21 protein-coding genes are annotated in these 21,877 nt (G+C 70.2%); 14 read left to right on the top strand and 7 right to left on the bottom strand.

Annotation, left to right across the window (positions count from 1 at the left end; translation table 11 throughout):
* Positions 1–182: 182 nt before the first annotated feature.
* A complete protein-coding gene (locus tag ACLIME_RS12705; protein WP_411557140.1) occupies positions 183–1,643 on the bottom strand; it encodes a glutamyl-tRNA reductase in 1,461 nt (486 codons plus the stop codon).
* 114 nt (positions 1,644–1,757) lie between these two features.
* Here ACLIME_RS12705 and hemE point away from each other — a divergent pair, with 114 nt between their 5' ends.
* The 5 genes from hemE to ACLIME_RS12680 all read left to right on the top strand — a co-directional run bounded on the left by hemE (position 1,758) and on the right by ACLIME_RS12680 (position 5,650).
* Complete coding sequence (hemE, locus tag ACLIME_RS12700; protein ID WP_411557139.1) at positions 1,758–2,849, top strand: uroporphyrinogen decarboxylase; 1,092 nt, start codon at positions 1,758–1,760, stop codon at positions 2,847–2,849.
* Positions 2,846–4,390, top strand: a complete 1,545-nt coding sequence (locus ACLIME_RS12695) for a protoporphyrinogen/coproporphyrinogen oxidase (protein ID WP_411557138.1) — start codon at positions 2,846–2,848, stop codon at positions 4,388–4,390. The genes hemE and ACLIME_RS12695 overlap by 4 nt, the downstream gene beginning before the upstream one ends.
* Before the next feature lie 93 nt (positions 4,391–4,483).
* Positions 4,484–4,969, top strand: a complete 486-nt coding sequence (locus ACLIME_RS12690) for a hypothetical protein (protein WP_411557137.1) — start codon at positions 4,484–4,486, stop codon at positions 4,967–4,969.
* A 17-nt stretch (positions 4,970–4,986) separates the two neighbouring features.
* Positions 4,987–5,409, top strand: coding sequence for a phage holin family protein (locus ACLIME_RS12685; protein ID WP_064294953.1), 423 nt, complete (start codon positions 4,987–4,989; stop codon positions 5,407–5,409).
* The gene (locus ACLIME_RS12680) at positions 5,399–5,650 is read left to right on the top strand and encodes a DUF3618 domain-containing protein (protein WP_079003603.1); all 252 of its coding nucleotides are present in this window, start codon (positions 5,399–5,401) and stop codon (positions 5,648–5,650) included. Before ACLIME_RS12685 ends, ACLIME_RS12680 begins: the two co-directional genes overlap by 11 nt.
* A gap of 251 nt (positions 5,651–5,901) precedes the next feature.
* On the opposite strand, the gene ACLIME_RS12675 is transcribed toward ACLIME_RS12680, so the two are convergent.
* Together ACLIME_RS12675 and ACLIME_RS12670 are read right to left on the bottom strand one after the other, a co-directional pair.
* Positions 5,902–9,132, bottom strand: coding sequence for a hypothetical protein (locus ACLIME_RS12675; protein WP_411557136.1), 3,231 nt, complete (start codon positions 9,130–9,132; stop codon positions 5,902–5,904).
* A 95-nt stretch (positions 9,133–9,227) separates the two neighbouring features.
* A complete protein-coding gene (locus ACLIME_RS12670; protein WP_411557135.1) occupies positions 9,228–9,680 on the bottom strand; it encodes a GNAT family N-acetyltransferase in 453 nt (150 codons plus the stop codon).
* Between the two features lie 91 nt (positions 9,681–9,771).
* On the opposite strand from ACLIME_RS12670, the gene hemQ reads away from it, so the two are divergent.
* The 9 genes from hemQ to ACLIME_RS12625 all read left to right on the top strand — a co-directional run bounded on the left by hemQ (position 9,772) and on the right by ACLIME_RS12625 (position 17,452).
* Positions 9,772–10,494 carry a hydrogen peroxide-dependent heme synthase gene (gene hemQ, locus ACLIME_RS12665; RefSeq protein WP_411557134.1) on the top strand — a complete coding sequence of 241 codons (723 nt, stop codon included), beginning with the start codon at positions 9,772–9,774 and terminating at the stop codon, positions 10,492–10,494.
* Complete coding sequence (locus tag ACLIME_RS12660; protein ID WP_124767651.1) at positions 10,494–11,744, top strand: ferrochelatase; 1,251 nt, start codon at positions 10,494–10,496, stop codon at positions 11,742–11,744. The genes hemQ and ACLIME_RS12660 overlap by 1 nt, the downstream gene beginning before the upstream one ends.
* Entirely contained in the window at positions 11,741–12,688 is a 948-nt protein-coding gene (gene hemC, locus ACLIME_RS12655) for a hydroxymethylbilane synthase (RefSeq protein WP_085514301.1), read from the top strand. The genes ACLIME_RS12660 and hemC overlap by 4 nt, the downstream gene beginning before the upstream one ends.
* Positions 12,685–13,509, top strand: a complete 825-nt coding sequence (locus ACLIME_RS12650; RefSeq protein WP_411557133.1) for a uroporphyrinogen-III synthase — start codon at positions 12,685–12,687, stop codon at positions 13,507–13,509. Before hemC ends, ACLIME_RS12650 begins: the two co-directional genes overlap by 4 nt.
* Positions 13,510–13,570: 61 nt before the next feature.
* A complete protein-coding gene (hemB, locus tag ACLIME_RS12645; protein ID WP_411557132.1) occupies positions 13,571–14,578 on the top strand; it encodes a porphobilinogen synthase in 1,008 nt (335 codons plus the stop codon).
* Positions 14,575–15,990: a glutamate-1-semialdehyde 2,1-aminomutase gene (gene hemL, locus ACLIME_RS12640; RefSeq protein ID WP_274500122.1), complete on the top strand. Its 1,416-nt coding sequence runs from the start codon at positions 14,575–14,577 to the stop codon at positions 15,988–15,990. The genes hemB and hemL overlap by 4 nt, the downstream gene beginning before the upstream one ends.
* Positions 15,991–16,098: 108 nt before the next feature.
* Complete coding sequence (locus tag ACLIME_RS12635) at positions 16,099–16,446, top strand: hypothetical protein (protein ID WP_064294907.1); 348 nt, start codon at positions 16,099–16,101, stop codon at positions 16,444–16,446.
* Between the two features lie 193 nt (positions 16,447–16,639).
* Positions 16,640–17,050 (top strand): DUF4190 domain-containing protein, encoded by a 411-nt coding sequence (locus ACLIME_RS12630; protein WP_138945552.1) that lies wholly within the window; start codon positions 16,640–16,642, stop codon positions 17,048–17,050.
* A 111-nt stretch (positions 17,051–17,161) separates the two neighbouring features.
* Positions 17,162–17,452, top strand: a complete 291-nt coding sequence (locus ACLIME_RS12625; RefSeq protein ID WP_064294905.1) for a hypothetical protein — start codon at positions 17,162–17,164, stop codon at positions 17,450–17,452.
* A gap of 269 nt (positions 17,453–17,721) precedes the next feature.
* Here ACLIME_RS12625 and ACLIME_RS12620 read toward each other — a convergent pair whose 3' ends face one another.
* From ACLIME_RS12620 to ACLIME_RS12605, 4 genes are all read right to left on the bottom strand, one after another.
* On the bottom strand, positions 17,722–18,738 hold the full coding sequence (locus tag ACLIME_RS12620) for an MDR family oxidoreductase (RefSeq protein ID WP_411557131.1): 1,017 nt from the start codon (positions 18,736–18,738) through the stop codon (positions 17,722–17,724).
* Positions 18,739–18,840: 102 nt separating this feature from the next.
* On the bottom strand, positions 18,841–19,665 hold the full coding sequence (locus tag ACLIME_RS12615) for an ABC transporter permease (protein WP_411557130.1): 825 nt from the start codon (positions 19,663–19,665) through the stop codon (positions 18,841–18,843).
* Entirely contained in the window at positions 19,662–20,567 is a 906-nt protein-coding gene (locus ACLIME_RS12610; RefSeq protein ID WP_137244235.1) for an ATP-binding cassette domain-containing protein, read from the bottom strand. The genes ACLIME_RS12615 and ACLIME_RS12610 overlap by 4 nt, the downstream gene beginning before the upstream one ends.
* A gap of 213 nt (positions 20,568–20,780) precedes the next feature.
* Entirely contained in the window at positions 20,781–21,734 is a 954-nt protein-coding gene (locus tag ACLIME_RS12605; protein WP_411557129.1) for an L-lactate dehydrogenase, read from the bottom strand.
* Positions 21,735–21,877: the final 143 nt, after the last annotated feature.

The following is a 21,877-nucleotide window of genomic DNA, read 5'->3' as shown; positions in this document are numbered from 1 at the left end:
CTGAGCGGCAACCCTCTCCGGTCCCTGAGCTGCGCCGCACTGAGCCTGTCGAAGTGTCGAAGGGCACACGAGGAACGTCCATGGTCGGGTCGCGTGTTCGCGCACCTCGACAGGCTCGGTGACCGGGGTTCGGCTCGGTGACCGGAGCCACCCGACGCGAGAAGCCCGGTGCCGTCGGAAGCCTAGGAGGCGGAGGCGGCCGAGTCGGTGTCGGCGACCGGCACGACGACCGCCGGTGTCTGCGGGACGTCGATGCCGAAGAGCGTCTGCAGCGCCGTCGTGTACGCGGCCTGCTCGCCGTTGCGCGCGAGGTTCCGTGCGCGCACCGTCGGTTCGTGCAGCAGCACTCCGGCGAGGTGACGCAGCGCACGGGCGGTCGAACCGTCGTCGTCGCCGCGAGCGGTCGCACGGGTGACCTCGGCCTCGACGAGTGCGTGCACGTGGCTGCGGAGTGCGACGACGGCGGGCTCGAGGCTGCGCTCCTCGCCGACCGCGGCGAACTTCTGCGCGGCTCGGCTGACGATGGAGCGCGCGACCTCGGTGGCCTGCAGCTCCTCGAGCGGCGCGTGGATGCGGATGGTCTCGAGGTCGAGCAGAACGACACCGGAGACGGTGGAGACGTCGGGGTCGACGTTGCGCGGCAGGCCGAGGTCGATGACGAGCTGTGCCGACGCGTGCGGCACCGGGCACTCGGCGGCGGCCTCGGTGATGACGTCGTGGACGAGCGCGGAGACCCCGGTGGGCTCGGGTGCGGCCGGTGCGTCGGACGCGGTGACCAGCGAGAGCGTCGGTGCGTCCGTGGCAGCCGCGGCTCGCGCACGGTGGTCGGCGGCGACGGCCGTGCGACCCGCGCGGAGCAGTTCGGCGTCGACCACGTGGCCCTCGGCGGTGGTGCAGGTGACGATGATGTCGACCTCGCCGGTGGTGCGGGCGAGGTCGTCGTGTCCGATCCAGCCGATCTCGTGCGAGCGCGCGAACTTCTCGGCGCGGCCGGACGGCGAGTACACGAGGACGTCGGTGACGCCGCGGTCGCGGAGGGCGGCGAGGCTCGCGCCGGCGTACGCACCGGTGCCGACGAGCAACACGCGCTGCGTGGCCCAGTCGTCGATGCGGCTCTCCGCGAGGTCGAGGGCGAGGCGCACGATTGAGCGACCGGCGCGCCCGAGCGGCGTGCGGTTCTTGATGCCACGGGAGGTCTGGGACGCGCGCTGGAACAGGCGCTCCAGTTCGGAACTGGTGGTGCCACCGGCGCGAGCGGCCTCGAGGGAGCGCCGCACCTGGCCGGCGATCTCGCCCTCACCGACGACGACGGACTCGAGTCCGGCCGACACGGCGAAGAGGTGCTCGGCTGCCGCGGTGCCGACGCTGAGGTCGAACACCTCCCGCAGCTGCTCGGCGGGGATGCCGGTGGTCTCGCTGACGGCCTCCGCAGCGGCCTCGAAGGCGACGGATGCAGCGGCGGTGACGGGCTCGTCGAGGTCGATGTACGCCTCGAACCGGTTGCAGGTGGCCACGACGACGGCACCCGAGACGCACTCGTGGTGCTCGACCAGGCGCGCGGCAACGCCCTCGGCACCGACTGAGAGTCGTTCGAGGAGGTCGAAGGTGGCGTTCTTATGGCTCGCCGTCACACACATGAGCACCCGATGAGTCTACCCGAGCGTGCACGTCGGCCTCTCCTGGAAGCCACCCAGGTGACCCTCACCCGGCCGCACGCGTCCCCCTCCCTCTCAGGGCGGAGATGGGAGGATGGAGGGGTGAGTCTCCCACCCGAACACCCGCTCGTCACCGGCGTGACCCAGTCGTCGCCGCTCATCACCGCGTACCGCGGCACCCGTCCCGAGCGGACGCCCGTCTGGTTCATGCGTCAGGCCGGCCGGTCGTTGCCCGAGTACCGCGAGTTGCGGATCGGGACGGCCATGCTCGACGCCTGCCTCGACCCGGCGATGGCGAGCGAGATCACCCTCCAGCCCATCCGGCGGCACGGGACGGACGCGGCCATCTTCTTCAGCGACATCGTGGTGCCGCTGAAGCAGGCCGGGGTCGCGGTCGAGATCGTGCCGGGCCGTGGTCCTGTCATGGGTTCCGCGGTTCGGACGGCCGCCGAGGTCGACGCGCTCGTCGCGCTCGACCCGGCCGTCCTCGACGACACGCTTGCACCGATCCGCGAGGGCGTCGCGCTCACCGTCGCCGGGCTCGCGGGTATAGGCGACGGCCGCACGCCGCTCATCGGCTTCGCGGGTGCACCGTTCACGCTCGCCGCCTATCTCGTCGAGGGCGGACCGTCGAAGGACCACCTCGCCGCCCGCACCCTCATGCACGCCGACCCGGAGTCGTGGGCGAAGCTCATGGCCTGGTGCGCGGATGTCACCGGTCGCTTCCTCCGCGCCCAGGTGCTCGCCGGTGCGTCGGCCGCGCAGCTCTTCGACTCGTGGGCGGGGGCACTCTCCCTCGAGGACTACGAGCGTCACGTCGCCCCGGCCTCCCGGGCCGCGCTCGCGCACGTCGCCGACCTCCCCGTCCCGAAGGTGCACTTCGGCGTCGGGACCGGTGAACTGCTCGGTGCGATGCACCGGGTCGGCGCCGACGTGGTCGGGATCGACTACCGGTTGGCGCTCGACGAGGGCATCCGACGCCTCGGTGGCGCCGTCCCCGTGCAGGGCAACATCGACCCGGCACTGCTCGCCGCCCCATGGCCGGTCCTCGAGGCGCACGTCCTCGACATCCTCCAGCGCGGGACGGCGGCGCCGTCGCACGTCCTCAACCTCGGCCACGGGGTCCCGCCCGAGACTGACCCGGACGTCCTGACCCGCATCGTCGCCCTCGCCCACGATTGGCAGCCCGCATGAGTCTCGAGCCCAAGCGTCTCGTCGTCATCGGCGGTGGTGTGGCCGGACTCGTCGGCGCGGTCGACTGCGCCAAGGTCGGCATCTCGGTGACGGTCGTCGACGCGCAGGAGTCGTTCGGTGGCGCGCTCGCGGCCGCCGAGGTCGCGGGTCTCCGCGTCGACGTCGGTGCCGAGAGCTTCGCGACGCGCGGTGGCTCGGTCGCCGAGCTCATCGAGCAACTGGGCCTGACCGACCGCGTCGTGCGTCCCAACCGGGCAGGGGCCTGGTTGCACGTCGCCAAGCCCGGACAGCCGCAGCGGAGTGTCCCGCTCCCCAAGGCGGGACTGCTGGGCATCCCGACGAACCCCCTCGCCGACGACGTCCGTCGGGTCATCGGCTGGAAGGGTGCCCTGCGCGCCTACCTCGACCGCATCCGCCCGCCGCTCACGATCGGCACCGAGCACAACCTCGGTGCGCTCGTCCGGAAGCGCATGGGCGCGGCCGTCCACGATCTCCTCGTCGCTCCGGTCACCTCGGGCGTCTACTCGGCCGCTCCAGACGACCTCGACGTCGACCGCGCGGCTCCCGGGCTGAACGCCGCGCTGACGCGCACCGGGGCGCTGTCCCTCGCCGTTGCGGCTCTCCGGGAGAACGCGCCCGCCGGTGCCGCGGTCGGTGGCCTCGACGGCGGCATGACCGTCCTCGTCGACGGCTTGACCGCGGAACTCGAGCGGTGGGGGTCGACGCTCATCACCGGCGTCGCCGTCACGGCGATCTCCCGGAACCCGTTCGACATCGACGTGGACGCACCGGGTGTCGGCCTCGGCGACGCCGGCCTCCCGCGGATGAGCGAGCGTCCCGCGGCCGCCGGCGCGTCGAAGGCCCCCTGGTACGTCGCCCTGACCGACGGCCGGGTGCTCGAGGCCGATCTGGTCCTCATCGCGACGCCCGAGCAGCCGGCCCGCAACCTGCTGGCCGACGTCGGGCCGGCGCTCCGCGACCTCCCCGCCGCCGGCGACGACGCGGGCGACCCGGTCCTGCCCGCGCCGATCGAGCTCGTGACGATCGTGCTCGACGAACCGGCACTCGACGCCGCACCGCGTGGCTCCGGGCTGCTCGTCGCACCCGGCTCGACGCTCCACGCCAAGGCGCTCACCCATGCGACGGCGAAGTGGGCCTGGCTCGCCGACCGCGCGAAGGCGCAGGGCGAGCACCGCCACGTCGTCCGCCTGTCCTTCGGTCGTCAGGGCGAAGCCGACGCGACGAGCGCGTTGACCGACGAGGAGCTGCTCTCGACGGCGTTGCACGACGCGTCCGCGATGCTCGGCGTCCAGCTCGACCCGGGCAGCGTCCGCGGCTTCCACCGCATCTCCTGGACGGGGACGCAGCCGACCGCCGCCCGCGGCCAGCGCGAACGCTCGACGGCCATCCGGGAAGCAGTGGCCGAGGTGCCCGACCTCGCGGTCACGGGTGCCTGGTTGTCGGGCACGGGGCTCGCCTCGGTGGTGCCCGACGCCCACGAGGCGGCGGCACGACTCCGCCATCAGGCGCTGCAGCGGTAGATACGCCCATATGCCCGACCCGGCATCTTTTCCTGTCAACCCCCGACCGGATGGTGGCGTCGGAGTGACACCCGACTACGCTGGTCCCGTTGGATGCAGCATCACAGCACCACTCGAACAGACGGAGGCGCCATGAAGGGCAAGGTCATGTTCGTCGTCGGTGGGCTCACGGGCTACGTGCTCGGTACCCGCGCCGGACGCGAACGCTACGAGCAGATCAAGACGCAGTGGGTCAAGCTGTGGAACGCGAAGCCGGTGCGCGCGCAGCGCGGCAAGGTCGAGGACTTCGCCAAGGCACGCATCAGCGAGGTCCCCGCGGCTCTCTGGAGCGGCGTCAGCGCCGTCGCGAAGGTCGTCAGCCAGCAGGGCTCGACGCCCGGCCAGAAGCTCGACACTTCGACAGGCTCAGTGCACCGCAAGGCTGAGTCGAAGACCGAAGACACCGTCCAGGACGTGTCCGAGACGGTCAAGGACGCACGCACGGCCTCCGGCACCTCGACGTCGTCGGCCTCGAAGCCCGCAGTGCGCAAGCCTGCCGCGCCCAAGACGACGGCACCGAAGCCCAAGAGCGGCGAGTAGCACCGACGATGCCGTTCATGAGTGACCGCAACCGCTCGGAGCCGCGCTACGACAAGCGCGACGAATCCCTCCTGACCCTCGTCGGCCAGCTGCCCGGGGTCGTCTCGAACCTGGTCAAGGCCGAGATCGCCAACCTCAAGACGCAGCTGGCCCACAAGGGCAAGTACGCGGGCATCGGAGCGGCGTTCGTCGCCGGCGCCGCGGTGTTCCTGTTCTTCGCGGTCGGCGTGCTCGTCGCCGTGCTGATCCTCGCGCTCGCGCTCGTCATGCCCTCGTGGCTGGCGGCGCTCTGCGTCTTCGTGCTCTTCGTCCTCGTCGCGGCGGTCCTCGTGCTCATCGCGCTGCGGTACTTCAAGAAGATCAACGAGGACCCGAGCCCGATGGACAACGTGAAGGAAGACATCAAGGCAGTGAAGGGACTCGGCGAGTATGACCGTTGACCAGTTCCCGGGGGCGACGCCCTCGCCCGAGCAGGCTCGCGCCGAGCTCGTCGCCACGCTGAACGCGATCGAGGACAAGCTCAACGTCCCGAAGCAGGTGCACCGCGCCAAGCGTCGTGCCATCGTGCAGATCGCGACCGTCAAGGTCGAACGCCCGGCGGTCTTCTACGCCGGTGTCGCGGGCCTCGCCGGTGCGGCCGGGCTGGCCGTGTGGGGCATCGTCCGCGCCATCGCGCGCTGACGCGTCCCGCCGCCGGTCACTGAGACCACTCCCGCTCGCTGAGACCACTCCCGCTCGCTGAGACCATTCCCGCTCGCTGAGACCATTCCCGGTCACTGAGCCTGTCGAAGTGTGCCCTTCGACAGGCTCAGCAACCGGCGCACCCGTGAGGGTCCGGAAGGCGGCTCAGGAATTACACGGCGTTCCCAACCGCGTGATTGAGCGCCCGTGACGTGTCCTTGTCCTCGACGGAGCCGAGCCCGCTGACGGCCCTAGGAGTCACGGGGGAGGAGTGGAAGCTGTCTTCCGATCTCATCGACGAGGACGACCGTCGGCGCAAACTCGCTGATGACGACGCGGAGCCTCTCGGTCATCGCGGCGGCCGTCGGGTCCTGAGGAAACACCCAATCCCATCCCGCTCGCCCGCTCCAGATCACAGCGGCGGCACCTCCGTCGAGCACGAGGGCCACCCCGTTGCGCTCGAGAGCCCAACGGGCGCGAACCGAACCGAGCGGGTTGAGGAACAGCTTTGAGAAATAGCCGCTCGAGACCTCGACGAAGACGGTAGAGCCGGAACGCTGGAAACCATGCATGGGTAGCAGCGGTGCTTCGCCCAATCGGGCTCTGAGATCGGCGATCTTCCGGCAACCGAGGACGAGGTTGAGGTCACCGGCGTTGTCGCGTACGCCGTGCGATCGTTCGAAAGCGCGTTCGGCGAGGTCCGTGACAAGCCACTGGACGATCGGGAGCGGCGCGGTGAGGGCAGCGGTGCTCGCCCGCAGAACAGCAAGGCTGTCTCGATCGCTCTGCGCCTCCGGCTTCAGCTCAGCGAAACGGAGTTCGAGTTGCTGTCCCATGCACGTGGCCTCCGCTCCGATCTCTCTGGGTGCCGGAGAGCCGAGGAGCACCAGCGCATATCGACGCCAGACGTTGATGATGGATGTCGTCCCCGTTTCGGTGGGAAGACCGGCGGTGCGCAGCACGGACAGGCTCTCGTCGAGGTCCGTGAGCCCCTCCTGGTGGTGGCCGAGCGAACAGAGCGCCTCCGCGCGTTGGCCGAGGAGGTGGGCTCGTTCGACCGGCGGGGGCGTCTCGGCGAGTTGCGCCGTGCACAGGGCGATCGCCTCCGCGTCCCCGTCAGCGTGGTCGAGCGCATCGCCGATCCGTCGTCGATCAAACTCGTCCGTTGCCGGCGCCGCGGTTCGTGCGAACCGGTTCCGGAGGTCGTTGAGCGTATCGGAATCAGCTGCCGACGCGGAACGTTCGAGCGTGCGCAGGATCTCGTCGATCTGGAGCTCTGTCCTCGCAAGTTCACCGATCGCGTACGCGTCGCCAGTCTCACGCACGGCCTCGCACTGTGTGAGCGCGACGTCGAGCATTCCGACGAGTTTGTCGATCGGAGCGTTCAGCTCCAGCGCGCACCTCGCGATCCCGCAGGAGATCTTCGCCCGGAGGAGCGGGCCATCGTGTTCGAGAGCGTCGAGGACCATCCACTCTGATAGGAACCATCGGTGCGCGTTCCTGAATTCGTGACGGGCGAGGGAGGCCGTCGCGAGATTACCCATCAGCGTGACCCCATGACCCGACCAGTATCCGAGGCGGCCTGCTCCGTCGAGGACGGATTCCGCTGACGGCGTGAGCGTCTTGATCCGGCTGAAGCGTTGGGTCTCCAGGGCATCTTTGACCATGTCGGCGATGACCTCCTGGCTGGCGAGGAGCACCTCCTGGGTCACGACGTCGTCACGCAACTGCCGCGCGATATCGAGGACCACCTCGTTGATGGCGAGTGCGTCATCTGTCTCGGCTCCGCGCTGGGCACGCACACGGCGAATCAGCGAGGCCGTCGTGACGCGGCGGCACGCCTCGTCGACCTCGAGTGCTGTGTATGCGCTGCCTGAGCGCGCGTCCATGATGCGCGCGACGACGTCGAGCGGAGCAGATCTCGGTGGAAGGAATTCGAGCGCGTCGAGCAGGTCAGAAGCGCCCGCGCCCGCACCGTGCGTGTCGGTGGCCGAGACCTGATCGAACGCGATGAGTACCGCCTGCAGCAGAGTGGAATGCGAACGGTACGCCGCAGGAATCAGGAGTTGGTCGTCGATGACCCTGTCGCTGAGGAGATCCAGGTAGTCGGATGTCAGGTCGAGCCCTCGACCACTCGACGCGAGGAAAGCGCACGCCAGCTCGATCGCGAGCGGCCATCGCCCGAGGTGTTCCGCGAGTTTGGCAGCGGTCGCCCGTTCCTCGGGCTCGAGGTCCGGTCGGCCGAGCCTGAGCCTGATCATGTCTGCTGCCGCCTCCTCCGTGAGCGGGCCGACCTCGAGTGCCGGCCAGGACACCCAGGCCGTGGCATCGGTTGAGGTCGCCATGACATCGACGCGTCCGGAGCGGGGGATCCACTCATCGACGGTGGCGGCACCCGATGCGTTGTCGAACACGATCAACCATCTGGCGCTGCTCCGTGCGACGAGGTCTCGGAACCAGGTGGAGGTGGGGGTGCCGTCGCGTCGTCCGGCATCATTGTCGTCACCCAGACTCGAGGCGAGCGCGTCGATGGACGAGGGAGATCCGGCGTCGAACCAGAGGATGACGTCGTACAGCTCGGATCGGGCTCGGGCCAGCTGGCTTGCGATGGTCGACTTCCCGATTCCGGAGAGGCCGGTGATCACCGTGCGCTGGACGGATCTCGGCCGCGCAGCCGAGGGCAACAGCACGGCGAGCCTTGCCATCTCCTCGTCGCGTTCCACCGAGTCGATGTCCGGGATAAGCCCGATGGGTCGGCCCCACTCGTATCGCCCCAGTGCAGCGGCGAGGACATGTCCGTCCTCCTGCAGGAGCCGCTCGGCCGCAGCTCGATCGAGGCCTCGGTGCCCGCCTGACCCCGAACGCTCCAGAACGATCGCGATGATGGACCCGAGGAGTATCCGCGAACTCTCTGCGCCGATGCCGCCGACCGTGCGCCGTCGGTAATCGACGATGCGGTTCCGGAGGCGAAGATCGAGGGCTGAACGGTCGACACCTGATTCGACTGAAAGGGTGCAAAGTCGTCGAAGGTGCTCGTCGGTCATCCCGTCGACGGTCGCTGCGGTCGATGCCCGGAGCAACTCACGGAGCTTCGATCGGCACTCTGCGGCACTCATCGTGGAACCCTCGGGGGATCCGAGCCAGCCGACGAGCTTTGCGGCACCGGTCGAGAGCCGACGATTCGTGGTGATGAGCCGATGCTCGGCATCAATCCTGATGAGCCGTGAGGCGATGTGGATGATCTCTCCGGGTGAGAGCTCGTCACCCGCGGCCCCCGAAACCGCTGCTTTCGCCTGCGCGACGAGCCTGAGCCGTCCATCAGGTGCGGCGATCGAGAAGTCGACGACGTCATCGACTGGGTCTTCCACCGTCAGGACGAACTCGGTGTCGTCTTCGAGTGCGTCCATGAGGGCCTCGACGGTCACGAGACATTGGAACGACACTCCCGCTGCAGTCGCCGTGCCGCCGGTACTCGAGCTCATGCTTCCCAGCAAAGCAGGAGGACCGCCTCCGAGCAGGAGATTCCGCAGCAGTTCGTCCTGCGGTCGCGCGGTTCTCCTGCTGTCACGCCGACGTCCTATCCCGCCACGCGCGTCATCGGGACGTGCACGATGTCGTCCTCCACGTAGTCGGGGCCGCTGATCTCGAATCCGAACCGGCCGTACCAGTCGGCGAGGCGTTTCTGGGCGCCCATGCGGAGTTCCCGATGCCCGTGGTCGGCCACGGCGCGACGGATCAGTTCCGCGGCGAGACCCCGCCCGCGGGCGGTGAACGCGGTGGCCACGCGTCCGATCTCCGAGTGCTCGGCCTCGGTCAGGATCCGGATCGTCGCGAGTACCTCGTCGCCCTCCTGCGCCCAGGCGATGAGGGTGCCGTCCTCGATGTCGCGTCCGTCGAGATCGGCGAAGAGCGCCGTCTGCTCGACGACGAAGACGTCGACGCGGATCTTCAGCACGCGGTAGAGCGTCACCGGATCCATCTCGGCCGCTCTGGCGACGTGGTACTCGACGGGAGGCTGCTCGCTGATCATCACCCGACTGTATCGGCGGTGAGGCTGGGCTCGGTGTCAATCGTGACCTGCCCCTTTTGCCCAATCGACCGAACTGGGTGAGGATAGGACTATGACTCACCCGGCCTCTGCCGAGGCATCGCACCACCCGACCGACTCAGCCACCCCGACTGGCCCCTCAGGATTCACCCTCTGGGCTGTCCTGCGCCGCGAGCCGGCGAGTGCGCTGCCGCTCGGCGAAGAGCATGTCTCCGAATTCGAAGCATCCATCGCGCTCGTCGAATCCCAGGGCGTGACCCTGCGCGGCATCTACGACGTCTCCGGCCTCCGCGCCGACGCCGACCTCATGCTGTGGCTCCACGGCGACACCGCCGAGGGCCTGCAGGCCGGCCTCCGGGAGCTGCGCCGCACCGCCATCCTCGGTTCGCTCGCGCCCACCTGGAACGCCATGGGCGTCCACCGCGACGCCGAGTTCAACCGGCAGCACGTCCCCGGGTTCCTCCGCGGCATCGAGCCGAAGGGCTGGCTCTGCCTGTACCCCTTCGTGCGCAGCTACGAGTGGTACCTCCTGCCGGAGGAGGAGCGTCGCAAGATGCTCGCCGAGCACGGCCGTCAGGGCGCGGCGTTCACGGGTGTGCTCGCCAACACCGTCGCCTCCTTCGCCCTCGGCGACTACGAGTGGCTCCTGCCGCTCGAGGCCGACGACGTCGTCGAACTCGTCGACCTCATGCGCGACCTGCGCAACACCGAAGCGCGCCGCCACGTGCGCGAAGAGGTGCCGTTCTTCACGGGCCGCCGTATCACGCCCGCCGAGGCATTGGAGGTGGTGCGCTGATGGCCGCCATGAACCTGGGGAGCACCGGAGCCGAGGCCCCCGAGCGCATCGTCCGCGGCGCGACCGACGCTGCAGCGGCCGGTCCTGAGCACGTCTCCGAGCCGACGGACTACGACGCCATCCTCCTCGCCGGTTTCGGCGGGCCTGAAGGCCAGGACGACGTCATCCCGTTCCTCCGCAACGTCACGCGCGGACGCGGGATCCCCGAGGAGCGTCTCGAAGAGGTCGCGCACCACTACCGCCACTTCGGCGGCGTCAGCCCGATCAACGACCAGAACCGTGCGCTGAAGGCGGCCCTGGAGCTCGAACTCGCCTCACGTGGCATCGACCTCCCGGTCCTCTGGGGCAACCGCAACTGGGACCCGTACCTGCGCGACGCGCTGACCGAGGCGCACGAGCGCGGCTTCACGAAACTCATCGCGATCGCCACGAGCGCCTACTCCTCGTACTCGAGCTGTCGGCAGTACCGCGAGGACTTCGCGATCGCCGTCGACGAGACGAACCTCCAGGGCGAGATCCAGATCGACAAGGTGCGTCAGTTCTTCGACCACCCCGGCTTCGTGACCCCGTTCATCGACGGTGTCCGTGACGCGATCGCCGAGTACCTGCGCGAACAGCCCGAGCTCTCCGCCGAGACGGAGATCGAGGTGCTCTTCGCGACACACTCGATCCCCACCGGTGACGCCGCGCGCTCCGGCCCCGACTTCCGCGGCTTCGGCGACCACGGCGCGTACGAAGCCCAGCACCTCGCGGTGGCCGAGGTCGTCATGGCGAACGCCATCGACCAGCTCCGTGAGGCCGGTGTCCTCGGTGGCGCGGTCGGCAGCGGCGTCTCGGTGCCGTGGCAGCTCGTCTACCAGTCGCGCTCCGGCCCGCCGAGCATGCCGTGGCTCGAGCCCGACATCAACGACGCGATCGCCGAGCTGCCCGCCGCCGGCCGCAAGGCGATCGTCATCGTGCCGCTCGGCTTCGTGAGCGACCACATGGAGGTCATGTGGGACCTCGACAACGAGGCCATCGAGACGGCCGGCGAGCACGGCCTGGCCGCCGTCCGCGTCCCGACGCCTGGCACCGCCGCCGCCTACGTCAAGGGACTCGTCGACCTCGTCCTCGAGCGCCGCGACGGCACGCCCGTCGAGGAACGACCGCACATGACCGACCTCGGCCCCTGGTACGACGTCTGCCGCCCCGGGTGCTGCGAGAACGCCCGGCTGGGCTTCAAACCGGCGTTCTCGGGGATCGCCCCATGACCCTTCGCATCGGAACCCGCGGCAGTGCCCTGGCGCTGGCGCAGACCGGTCATGTGGCCGACGCCCTCACAGCGGCCACCGGTGAGGACGTCGAGATCGTCACCGTCACGACGCAGGGCGACACGAGTCGCGAGTCGCTCTCCACCATCGGCGGGACGGGTGTGTTCGTCAACGCGCTCCGCGACGCCCTGCTCGACGGCGCGTGCGATCTCGTCGTGCACTCCTTGAAGGACCTGCCGACGGCTCCGGCCGAGGGCTTCACGATCGCCGCCATGCCCATGCGTGAGGATCCGCGCGACGCCCTGTGCGCCTCCGACGACCGCTCGCTCGACGACCTGCCGCAGGGTGCCAGGATCGGCACCGGCTCACCGCGTCGGATCGCGCAGCTGAAGCGTATCCGGCCCGACCTCGAGGTCGTCGACATCCGCGGCAACATCGACACCCGCCTGCGCCGCATCGACGACGACCTCGACGCCGTCGTCCTCGCGGCCGCCGGTCTCACCCGCCTCGGACGCCTCGACGCCGTGACCGGGCTCTTCGACCTCGACACCTGGCCGACCGCGCCGGGGCAGGGGGCGCTCGCGATCGAGTGCCTCGACGACGACGAATCGTCCATCGCCGGTTCCATCGCGTTGCTCGACCACGCGCCGAGCCGCTGGCAGGCCACGGCGGAACGGGCCGTGCTCCGTCGGCTCGAGGCCGGTTGTTCTGCCCCCGTCGGCGCGGCAGCCTGGCTCGACGACGAAGACCTCGTCCTGCAGGCCGCCGTCTACTCGCTCGACGGCACCGAGATGATCCATCTGGAGAGCCGCGCGGAGGGCTTCTCCGGCGACGGACACGGACGCGAGCTGCTCCAGGCGGCCGACGCACTCGGTGTCTCGCTCGCAGACGAGCTCATCGAGGCCGGCGCAGCCGACCTCGCCCCGCTGGGAGGCGCTGCGTGAAGGACTGGACGAAGTCGAACACCGTTCCCACCGCCACCAAGCCGCTCGGCGGGTGGCGCGTCCTCGTGCCGCGCGGCGGTCCGTGGGGCGACTCGGTCGCCGGGACGGTCCGCGGCAAGGGTGGGTCGCCCGTCGTCGCCCCGATGATCAACTTCGCCAGCACCGACGACCCGGAGACCCTCGGGGCCGCACTCGCGGCGCTCGAGGCTGGAGAGTTCGACTGGCTGACCGTGACGAGCGCGACCACGGTCGACGTGCTGTCCTCGCAGCGGATCCGGATCCCCGAGACGACGAGGGTCGCCGCCGTCGGAGAGACGACCGCTGCCGCGCTCACGGCCGTCGGCTACAGCGTCGACCTCGTGCCGGCGAAGGACAACTCCGCCAAGGGCATGGTGCAGGAGCTCACGGCGCTCGAACCGCACCCGAAGCGCATCCTCACGCTCCGCTCGGCCATCGCCAAGCCGCTCCTCACGGAGGGCCTGATCGCTGCCGGACACGACGTCCAGTCCGTCGTGGCTTACCGCACGGTCGGTGTCCCGGTGGCAGAGAAGATCGTCGCCGACGTCGCCAGCGGCCGGGTGCGTGCGATCCTCGTCACCTCGGGCAGCGTGGCGGAGCAGGTTCGTTCGCAGTTCCCCGAGATCCCCGAGAGCACCGTCATCGCGGCGATCGGACCCCGTACGGCTCGTGACGCCCGAGGCTACGGGCTCCGGGTCGACGTCGTGGCGGAGCAGCAGACGGTCGACTCGCTGATCGAGGCGATCGTGTCCGTGGCGCTCAGCCGGAACCTCGACGAGGACGCCGGCGACGGGATCCGCTGACCGGCTTCACGCCCTGCGCGAACCGGGAGGGCTCGTCGGCAGCGGCGCGTAGGCTGGACGGGTGAGCATTCCCGAGACCCGTCCCCGTCGTCTCCGGCAGCAGCCGGCCATCCGTCGCCTCGTCAGCGAGACGCGACTCGACCCGGCGGAGCTGGTGCTCCCCATGTTCGTGCGGGAGGGCGTCTCCGAGCCGGTCGAGATCTCCTCGATGCCGGGTGTCCGACAGCACACCGTCGACAGCGCCAAGCGTGCCGCGGCTGAGGCGGCTGCGGCCGGCATCGGTGGGGTCATGCTCTTCGGTGTCCCGGCCGAGCGCGACGCCGTGGGTTCCGGCGCGACCGACCCCGACGGCATCCTCAACGTCGCGACCCGCGCACTCGTCGCCGAGGTGGGCGACGCCCTGGTCGTGCAGACCGACCTCTGCCTCGACGAGTTCACCGATCACGGACACTGCGGTGTCCTCGACGACCGCGGGCGCGTCGACAACGACCGCACGCTCGACCGCTACCGCGACATGGCGCTGGCCCAGGCCGAGTCGGGCTCGGCCCTCCTCGGCCTCTCGGGCATGATGGACGGCCAGGTCGCCGCCGTGCGCGAGACGCTCGACGCCGCCGGGTTCGACGACACGATCATCCTCGCCTACTCGGCGAAGTTCGCGTCCGCGCTCTACGGCCCCTTCCGCGAGGCCGTCGACTCGCAGCTGCAGGGCGATCGCCGCACCTACCAGCTCGACCCCGCCAACCGTCGTGAGGGTCTGCGCGAGGCGCTCATCGACGAGGCAGAGGGCGCCGACATCGTCATGGTGAAGCCCGCAGGGAGCTTCCTCGACGTCCTGGCCGACGTGGCGGACACGGTGTCGATCCCGGTCTGGGCGTACCAGGTGTCCGGCGAGTACGCGATGATCGAGGCCGCCGCCCGGCAGGGCTGGATCGACCGCCGACGCGCGATCGAGGAGTCGGTGCTGTCCATCAAGCGCGCCGGAGCCGAGGCCGTCCTGAGCTACTGGGCCGTCGAACTCGCCGTTTGGTTGGATGAGGCGCGCGGTCTGCGTGCAGGAGGAACCCGATGAACGACGCAGCATTCGCCAGAGCCCAGCGGTCGATCCCCGGTGGGGTGAACTCGCCCGTCCGTGCATTCCGCTCCGTCGGCGGCACGCCGCGGTTCATGGTGTCCGCGACCGGCCCCTACATCACCGACTCCGAGGGCGTGCAGTACGTCGACCTCGTGAGCGCGTGGGGCCCCGCGCTCCTAGGACACGCGCACCCGCAGGTCGTCGAGGCCGTGCAGGCCGCTGCGGCCCGCGGCCTCTCCTTCGGCGCGTCCACCCCGGCCGAGACCGAGCTCGCGGAGCTCGTCAAGGAGCGCGTCCAGGCGTCCGGTGTCGCGCCGATCGAGAAGCTGCGCATGGTCTCCACCGGCACCGAGGCGACCATGACGGCCATCCGCCTCGCGCGCGGTGCCACCGGTCGCAGCCTCATCGTGAAGTTCGCCGGGCACTACCACGGCCACTCCGACGGCCTGCTCGCCGAAGCGGGGTCGGGCGTCGCGACCCTCGCCCTGCCGGGGTCCGCCGGGGTCACTCCCGAGACGGCCGCCCAGACGATCGTCGTCCCGTACAACGACCGGTCGGCACTCCGCGAGGTCTTCGCCGAGCGTGGCCAGGACATCGCCGCGATCATCATGGAGGCGGCCTCCGCCAACATGGGCGTCGTCCCGCCGGCTCCCGGGTTCAACGCGAGCGTCGTGAAGCTCGCGCACGAGTACGGCTCGCTGGTCATCATCGACGAGGTGCTCACCGGGTTCCGCGTCTCCTCCGCCGGTTGGTGGGGGCTCGACAACCGCGGACTCGCCGCCGTCGCGCCCGGCACGGAGCCCGTCCCGGGTGCCGAGGCCTGGGAGGCCGGCAACCACGCCGTCGCGAACTCGACCGGTGCCATCAGCATCCCCGTCGGCGTGTACCAGCCCGACCTCTTCACCTTCGGCAAGGTCATCGGCGGCGGCATGCCCCTCGCTGCGCTGGGTGGGCGCGCCGAGCTCATGGACCTGCTCGCACCGACCGGCCCGGTCTACCAGGCCGGGACGCTCTCGGGGAACCCGGTGGCCCTCGCCGCCGGCATCGAGACGCTGCGCCTCGCCGACCAGGAGGTCTACCGTCGGGTCGACGCGGCGGCCGCGATCGTGTCCGAGGCGACCTCGAACGCGCTCACGGAGGCCGGGGTCGCGCACACCGTGCAACGCGCCGGGAACCTGTTCTCCTTCGCCTTCAGCGAGACCGCACCGACCGACTACGCCGCGGTCCTGCAGCAGGACGCCTTCCGCTACCCGGCCTTCTTCCACCGCATGCTCGACGCGGGGGTGTCGCTCCCGCCGAGCGTGTACGAGGCCTGGTTCGTCTCCGCGGCGCACGACGACGAGGCGATCGGGCGTATCGTCGACGCCCTGCCCGCAGCGGCCCGTGCGGCTGCGGCGGCCATCCGCTGAGTCGGACGGTCGCTCCGCAGGCGACGTCGGACGCTGCACAGACCATGCGTTACCGCTTTGTGAACTTCCGGCAACGCGAACGTCGGTGGGGGTTGGCAGACTAGAGGCATGGCCTCCTTGCGTCTGCACCCCGACCGACTGGAGATCGAGCTGTCCGCGTACGACAAGGCGCTCTCGCTGCGTCGGAGCAACGTCGTCGTGCCACGGTCGAGCATCCGTTCCGCCACCATCACCGACGACCCGTGGATCTGGGTCCGGGGCATCCGTGCGCCGGGCACCGCGATCCCGTTGACGCTCGCCATCGGCCAGTGGAAGTTCCACGGTGGCATGGACTTCCTGGTGATCAAGGGCACCAAACCGTCGGTCGTCATCGATCTCGAAGACGCGGAGTACTCGCGGCTCATCATCACGACCCGTCGCAGCGCCGAGCTCATCGCCGCCCTCGACCTGCACTAGGACGAGCTGCCGGACGCACGGCGGTCCCCGCCGGATCCGGATCGTCGTCGAGGACGCGGTGCGCCGCGCATCCTGGCGCTGATCAGGGCCGTGCGCAATCATTTGCCTCGAACAGGGCACAAAACGACGTCTGACCGGTATTCTGGGCCCGCTCGAACCTCCGTAGATCCGCCTGTTCGAAAGGACCACAGCCATGTCGACTCCTCCTCCCGGTGAATACCCCGGCCAGCCGCCGCAGGCTCCCCAGGCGCCGCAGCCCCCGAAGGACCAGTACGGCGCGGCTCCCGCGTACTCCGGCGGCGCAGCTCCCTCCGGCGACGCGACCGCCGGCAAGACGCTCGGCATCGTCGGCCTGATCCTCGCGTTCCTCGCCCCGCCGATCGGCCTCATCCTCAGCATCGTCGCCCTGGTGCAGTCGAAGAACGCGGGAGTCAAGAACACGCTGGCGAAGGTCGGCCTCATCCTGTCGATCGTCTTCATCGTCATCGCGATCATCGCGACCATCGCGGGTATCGCGATCGGTGCTGCGGCGTTCAACGAGGCGTGCGCCTCCCTCGGGAGCGGTGTCCACACCGACGGCACGACCACCATCACCTGCCCGTAGCCCGGTGACATCCGGGCGATTGGGGAGTTGTCCCCATCGCCTGTCGGGTATCTAACCCACTACTGTTGGCTCGCGCCCGTGGCGCATCTACCATCCTCGAGAGGAACCATCATGACCAACGCACCCCAGTACAACGCCCCGCAGCAGCCGGGCGGCGCCCTGCCCGCCGACTACCCGGGCAAGACGCTCGGCCTCGTCGGCCTCATCCTCGCGATCGTCGTGCCGCTCGTCGGCCTGATCATCAGCCTCGTCGCGCAGAAGCAGTCCAAGGACGCCGGCTACCCGAACCAGCTCGCCAAGATCGGTGTCATCATCGGCATCATCCTCGTCGTGCTCGGCATCATCGGCGGCATCTTCTACGCCGTCGCGCTCGGTTCGGTCATGTCGACCGCCGGATACTGAGTCTCAGCAGTCCCGTCGGCAGCGGCCGGTCGCCTTCGGGCACCGGCCGCTGTCGCGTTCCTGGAGCGCTGGGCGGTGTCCCTGTCTCAGGAGTCGGCGGGTGTGTCGCCCGGGTGGGCGTGCGCCGCGCCGCAACTCTCCTGAGTTCGGTCGTGCCGGTTCGGTAGTGTCCCTGTCTCAGGAGTCGGCCGGTGTGTCGCTCGGGTGGGAGTGCGCCGCGCCGCGGTTCTCCTGAGTTGGGGACGGCCGGGCCTGTTCCTTGGGTCCGATCAGGCGCGGACGTCGACGACGATCCGGCCGTGGACGGAGCCTGCGAGGACCCGCTCCGCCGCATCCGTCGCCTCGGTGAGGGAGACCGTCTCGGTCAGGGAGTCGAGCACGTCGAGGTCGAGCGCGGTGGTCACGCGCTCCCAGGCGGCCTGCCGCAGTGGGAGCGGTGCCTCGACGGAGTTCACGCCCGCGAGCGTGACCCCGCGGAGGATGAACGGCATGACCGACGTCGGGAGGTCGGACCCGCCGGCGAGCCCACAGGCGGCGACCGTCCCGCCGTACTCGACCTGCGACAGGACCGTCGCGAGCGTCTGACCGCCGACGGAGTCGACGGCTCCCGCCCAGCGCTGGCTGCCGAGTGGGCGGCCGGCCTCGGCGAACTCGGCACGGTCGACGATCGACGTCGCTCCGAGCCGCCGCAGGGCGTCACCCAGCTCGTCGACCCGCCCGGTCGAGGCGGTGACCTCGAAGCCGGCGGCGGCCAGTAGCGCGATCGCGATGCTCCCGACGCCACCACCCGCTCCCGTGACGAGCACGGGGAGCCCGCCGACGCGGACGGCACCGGACGTCGTGCTGCCGTGCTCGAGCGCGAGCACGGCGAGGGCCGCGGTGTACCCGGCGGTGCCGATCGCGGCGGCCTGTGCGCTCGAGACGTGGTCGGGGACGCGGACGAGCGCGTCGGACCGCACCTTCGCACGTTCGGACAGCCCGCCGTACCGGGTCTCGCTCAGGCCGTCGCCGAACAGGGCCACGCGGTCGCCGGCGCTCCACGCGGGATCACTCGACGCCGCGACGACGCCCACGAGGTCGATGCCCGCGACCATCGGGAACGACCGTACGACACCCGGCTTCCTGGTGAGGACCAGGGCGTCCTTGTAGTTGATGCTCGAGTACTCGACGTCGACGGTGACGGCGGCGTCGGGCAGCGAGGCGTCGGGGAGGTCGCGGAGGTCGACCGTCCGGGTGGGTTTGCCACCCTCGTGCTTGACCTGCTCGACGAGGTATGCGCGGCCCATGGTGCTCCTGTCTCCGGTGCGGTGACCGGTCGGTGGCTGTCCGTCGAGCCTACGCCTCGCCGGCGAGAGGCTGGCTGGCTTGAGCCGTCGCGCCCGCCGTGCCTAGGTGACGTCGCGGCGCCAGGTCGTGGCGTAGCCGATGAGCGCGACGACGACCCCGATGCCGAGGAGGACGAGTCCGCCCTGCCACCAGGTCAGCGCGTCCTGCTGAGCGGACATCATCGAGTAGAAGCTCGGTCCGACGAGGGCGTCCGTCGCAGCACCCGGCAGGAACCGGCCGATGGACGCGGTGACCTCGGAGAATGAGGAGGCCAGGCGAAGCAGCGGCTCGACGAACTGCGTGAAGGCCAGCACGACGATGATCGCGCCCACCTGGCTCGGCAGCACCGCCCCGAGACCGACGCCGATCGCACCCCACAGGGCCATCGCGAGCACCGCACGCCCGATGAGTGCCCAGGTGTCGGGGTCGGTCAACATCGGATCGATGCCGCTGATGGCCAGGGCGCCGCCGCCGAGACCGACGGACGCGACCAGCGCGATCACGCCGTACAGCGCGCCGACCCCGGTCAGCGCCAGGACCTTGCCGACGAGGACGTGGCCGCGGTTCGGGCTGGCGAGGAACGTCGGCGTCAGGCTCTGATGCCGGAACTCGCCGGTCGTGGCGAGCGCACCGAGCAGGACGGGGAAGACGTACCCGATGCTCGTCGCGAAGCCGTAGATGAGACCGGGTTGTGTGAGCATCTCGCTCGTCGCCTGCGCCCCGGCCCCGCTGGACTCGGCCGCGCCCGGGATGTTGGCGAAGAGGAGCGCCGCCCCAGCTGCGGCGAACCCGACGTACACGAACAGGATGAGCGCGAGGCCCCACCACACGCGGGTGGTGAACACCTTGAGGAACTCGGAGCGGATGGCTGCCAGCAGTGAGGTCATGCGTGGTCCTCCCCACCGCTGACGAGCGCGAGGAACGAATCCTCGAGCCCTGATCGATGCCGCGACAACGCACTGAGCGGAATGCCGGCGGCGAGCGCGACCCGGCCGATGTCGATCGCCTCCACATCGTGCACGACGAGCCCCGAGCGGGCCTGGTCGAAGGTGTACCCCGCGGCGGTCAGCGCCGTGGCGAGCCGTTCGTGCTCCGGGGAGTTCACGACGACGCGGAGGGTGTCGGCGGCGTCGAGGCTCGCGAGCGTGCCCACGTGCGCAAGCCGTCCCTTCGCGATGATCACGACCTCGTCGACGGACTGCTGCACCTCGCTGAGCAGGTGCGAGCTGATGAGGACGGTCCGCCCCTCGGCCGCGAGTGCGGTGAGGAAGCCGCGGATCCACTTGATCCCCTCGGGGTCGAGCCCGTTGATCGGTTCGTCGAGGACGAGCACACCGGGGTCGCCGAGGAGCGCGGTCGCGAGACCGAGCCGCTGGCGCATGCCGAGCGAGTACCCGGCGACGCGTCGGTCTGCGACCTCGAGCAGGCCGACCTGCGCGAGCACGACGTCCACCCGGCTCGCCGGCAGACGTGCTGCCGAGGCGTGCACGCGCAGATGGTTCCGGGCGGTGCGGCCGGGGACGAAGCTCGCCGCCTCGAGAGCCGCTCCGACGGTCGCTGCTGGGACCGGCAGCTTGGCGTAGGGGACACCGCCGAAGGTCGCCCTCCCCGACGTCGGTTGAACGAGGCCGAGCAGCATGCGCAGGGTCGTCGTCTTCCCGGCGCCGTTCGGGCCGAGGAAGCCGGTGACCTTGCCCGGTTCCACGTGGAACGTCAAGTCGTCGACCGCCTGCACCGCCCCGAAGGATTTCGAGAGTCCATCGAACTCGATCGTCACGCCAGCGGTCATCCGGTGCCTCCCCAGGGGCGCGGCCGGATCCGCGCCTCGTCCTGCAACGCTATCGGGGCCGACACCGGTTGCGCATCGGTCGCTCGGGGGAGATCCCGGTGAAGGCGCCGTGGCCCCGTCTCAGGAGATGCCCGGCGTGGCCGGCGCGCATCGGGGCGGCGCGCCGCACCTCTCCTGAGACAGGGACGGCGGAGTCGAGGAGGAGGTCGGCTGCTACAGCCCGAGCGAGTCGAGCGACGCGCGGACTGCAGCGGCCGAGTGGGCGAACTGCTGTTCCTCGCGGGGCGACATCGCGACCTCGACCACCGAGCGCACGCCCGAACGGTCGACGATGCTCGGCACCGACAGGGCGACCCCGCTGACGCCGTGGTACCCGCCGAGCACGGTGCTCACCGGCAGGATCGCGTGCTCGTCGCCGAGGATGGCCTCGACGATCCGTGCCCCGGAGAGTCCGATCGCGTAGTTCGTCGCGCCCTTGCCCTCGATGACGCGATAGGCGGCCGTCCGGACGTCGGTCGCGATCTCGTCGAGCCGCTGCTCCGTGAAGCGCGAGCCGTCGGGCAGCTCCCAGTCGAGGATCGGGACGGGACCGATGGTCGCCTGCGACCACAGCGGCAGTTCGCTGTCGCCGTGCTCGCCGACGATGAGTGCGTGCACCGCCGAGGTCGCGACACCCGCGCGCTCAGCGAGCAACCAGCGCAGCCGGGAGGTGTCGAGGACGGTGCCGGAGGAGAAGACGCGTTCGCGCGGCAGCCCCGTGATCTGCTGGGCGGCGACGGTGAGGACGTCGCACGGGTTCGTGACGAGCATGTAGACGGCGTCCGGTGCGTGCTCGACGAGTTTCGGGAGCAGCTGCTCGAGGATACGGATGTTCGTGCCAGCGAGGTCGAGTCGGGTCTGGCCGGGTTCCTGCTTCGCGCCGGCCGTGATCACGACGACGTCCGCATCGGCGACGACCGAGATGTCGTCACCGCCCGTGATGCTGCTCGACCCGGTGAACTGCGTCCCGTGGGCGAGGTCGAGGACCTCGGCCGAGGCCCGCTTGCCGTCGATGTCGTAGAGCGCCACCCGCCGGGCGCTGCCGCGGATGAGCGAGGCGTAGGCGAGGGACGAACCGACGCTCCCCGCCCCGATGATGGCCAGTTTCGACTTCGTGCGAGCACCCATGGCTCCATCTTGGCAGGGGCGGATGTGCGCGGTCAGGGCGCGGCACGACAGGTGTCGGGTTGTCTCGATGTCGAGGTATTCGCCCTTCGACAGGCTCAGGGACCGGACCGCCGCACCCTCCGGTCACTGAGCCGCACCCGTCG

The organism is Plantibacter sp. MPB07 (genome assembly GCF_046619465.1).
Classification (GTDB): Bacteria; Actinomycetota; Actinomycetes; order Actinomycetales; family Microbacteriaceae; genus Plantibacter; species Plantibacter auratus.
The sequence above is the reverse complement of the archived record's forward strand: the minus strand, read 5'-3'. Positions and strand labels throughout refer to the sequence as shown.

What these genes read in the sequence shown, in the direction of transcription:
- hemC (WP_085514301.1), top strand. Translation starts at nt 11,741, where the DNA reads ATGACCCTTCGCATCGGAACCCGCGGCAGTGCCCTGGCGCTGGCGCAG.
- ACLIME_RS12685 (WP_064294953.1), top strand. Translation starts at nt 4,987, where the DNA reads ATGAGTGACCGCAACCGCTCGGAGCCGCGCTACGACAAGCGCGACGAA.
- ACLIME_RS12675 (WP_411557136.1), bottom strand. Translation starts at nt 9,132, where the DNA reads ATGAGCTCGAGTACCGGCGGCACGGCGACTGCAGCGGGAGTGTCGTTC.
- ACLIME_RS12695 (WP_411557138.1), top strand. Translation starts at nt 2,846, where the DNA reads ATGAGTCTCGAGCCCAAGCGTCTCGTCGTCATCGGCGGTGGTGTGGCC.
- hemL (WP_274500122.1), top strand. Translation starts at nt 14,575, where the DNA reads ATGAACGACGCAGCATTCGCCAGAGCCCAGCGGTCGATCCCCGGTGGG.
- hemQ (WP_411557134.1), top strand. Translation starts at nt 9,772, where the DNA reads ATGACTCACCCGGCCTCTGCCGAGGCATCGCACCACCCGACCGACTCA.
- ACLIME_RS12680 (WP_079003603.1), top strand. Translation starts at nt 5,399, where the DNA reads ATGACCGTTGACCAGTTCCCGGGGGCGACGCCCTCGCCCGAGCAGGCT.
- ACLIME_RS12615 (WP_411557130.1), bottom strand. Translation starts at nt 19,665, where the DNA reads ATGACCTCACTGCTGGCAGCCATCCGCTCCGAGTTCCTCAAGGTGTTC.
- ACLIME_RS12605 (WP_411557129.1), bottom strand. Translation starts at nt 21,734, where the DNA reads ATGGGTGCTCGCACGAAGTCGAAACTGGCCATCATCGGGGCGGGGAGC.
- ACLIME_RS12620 (WP_411557131.1), bottom strand. Translation starts at nt 18,738, where the DNA reads ATGGGCCGCGCATACCTCGTCGAGCAGGTCAAGCACGAGGGTGGCAAA.
- ACLIME_RS12610 (WP_137244235.1), bottom strand. Translation starts at nt 20,567, where the DNA reads ATGACCGCTGGCGTGACGATCGAGTTCGATGGACTCTCGAAATCCTTC.
- ACLIME_RS12670 (WP_411557135.1), bottom strand. Translation starts at nt 9,680, where the DNA reads ATGATCAGCGAGCAGCCTCCCGTCGAGTACCACGTCGCCAGAGCGGCC.
- ACLIME_RS12630 (WP_138945552.1), top strand. Translation starts at nt 16,640, where the DNA reads ATGTCGACTCCTCCTCCCGGTGAATACCCCGGCCAGCCGCCGCAGGCT.
- ACLIME_RS12690 (WP_411557137.1), top strand. Translation starts at nt 4,484, where the DNA reads ATGCAGCATCACAGCACCACTCGAACAGACGGAGGCGCCATGAAGGGC.
- ACLIME_RS12635 (WP_064294907.1), top strand. Translation starts at nt 16,099, where the DNA reads ATGGCCTCCTTGCGTCTGCACCCCGACCGACTGGAGATCGAGCTGTCC.
- ACLIME_RS12660 (WP_124767651.1), top strand. Translation starts at nt 10,494, where the DNA reads ATGGCCGCCATGAACCTGGGGAGCACCGGAGCCGAGGCCCCCGAGCGC.
- ACLIME_RS12625 (WP_064294905.1), top strand. Translation starts at nt 17,162, where the DNA reads ATGACCAACGCACCCCAGTACAACGCCCCGCAGCAGCCGGGCGGCGCC.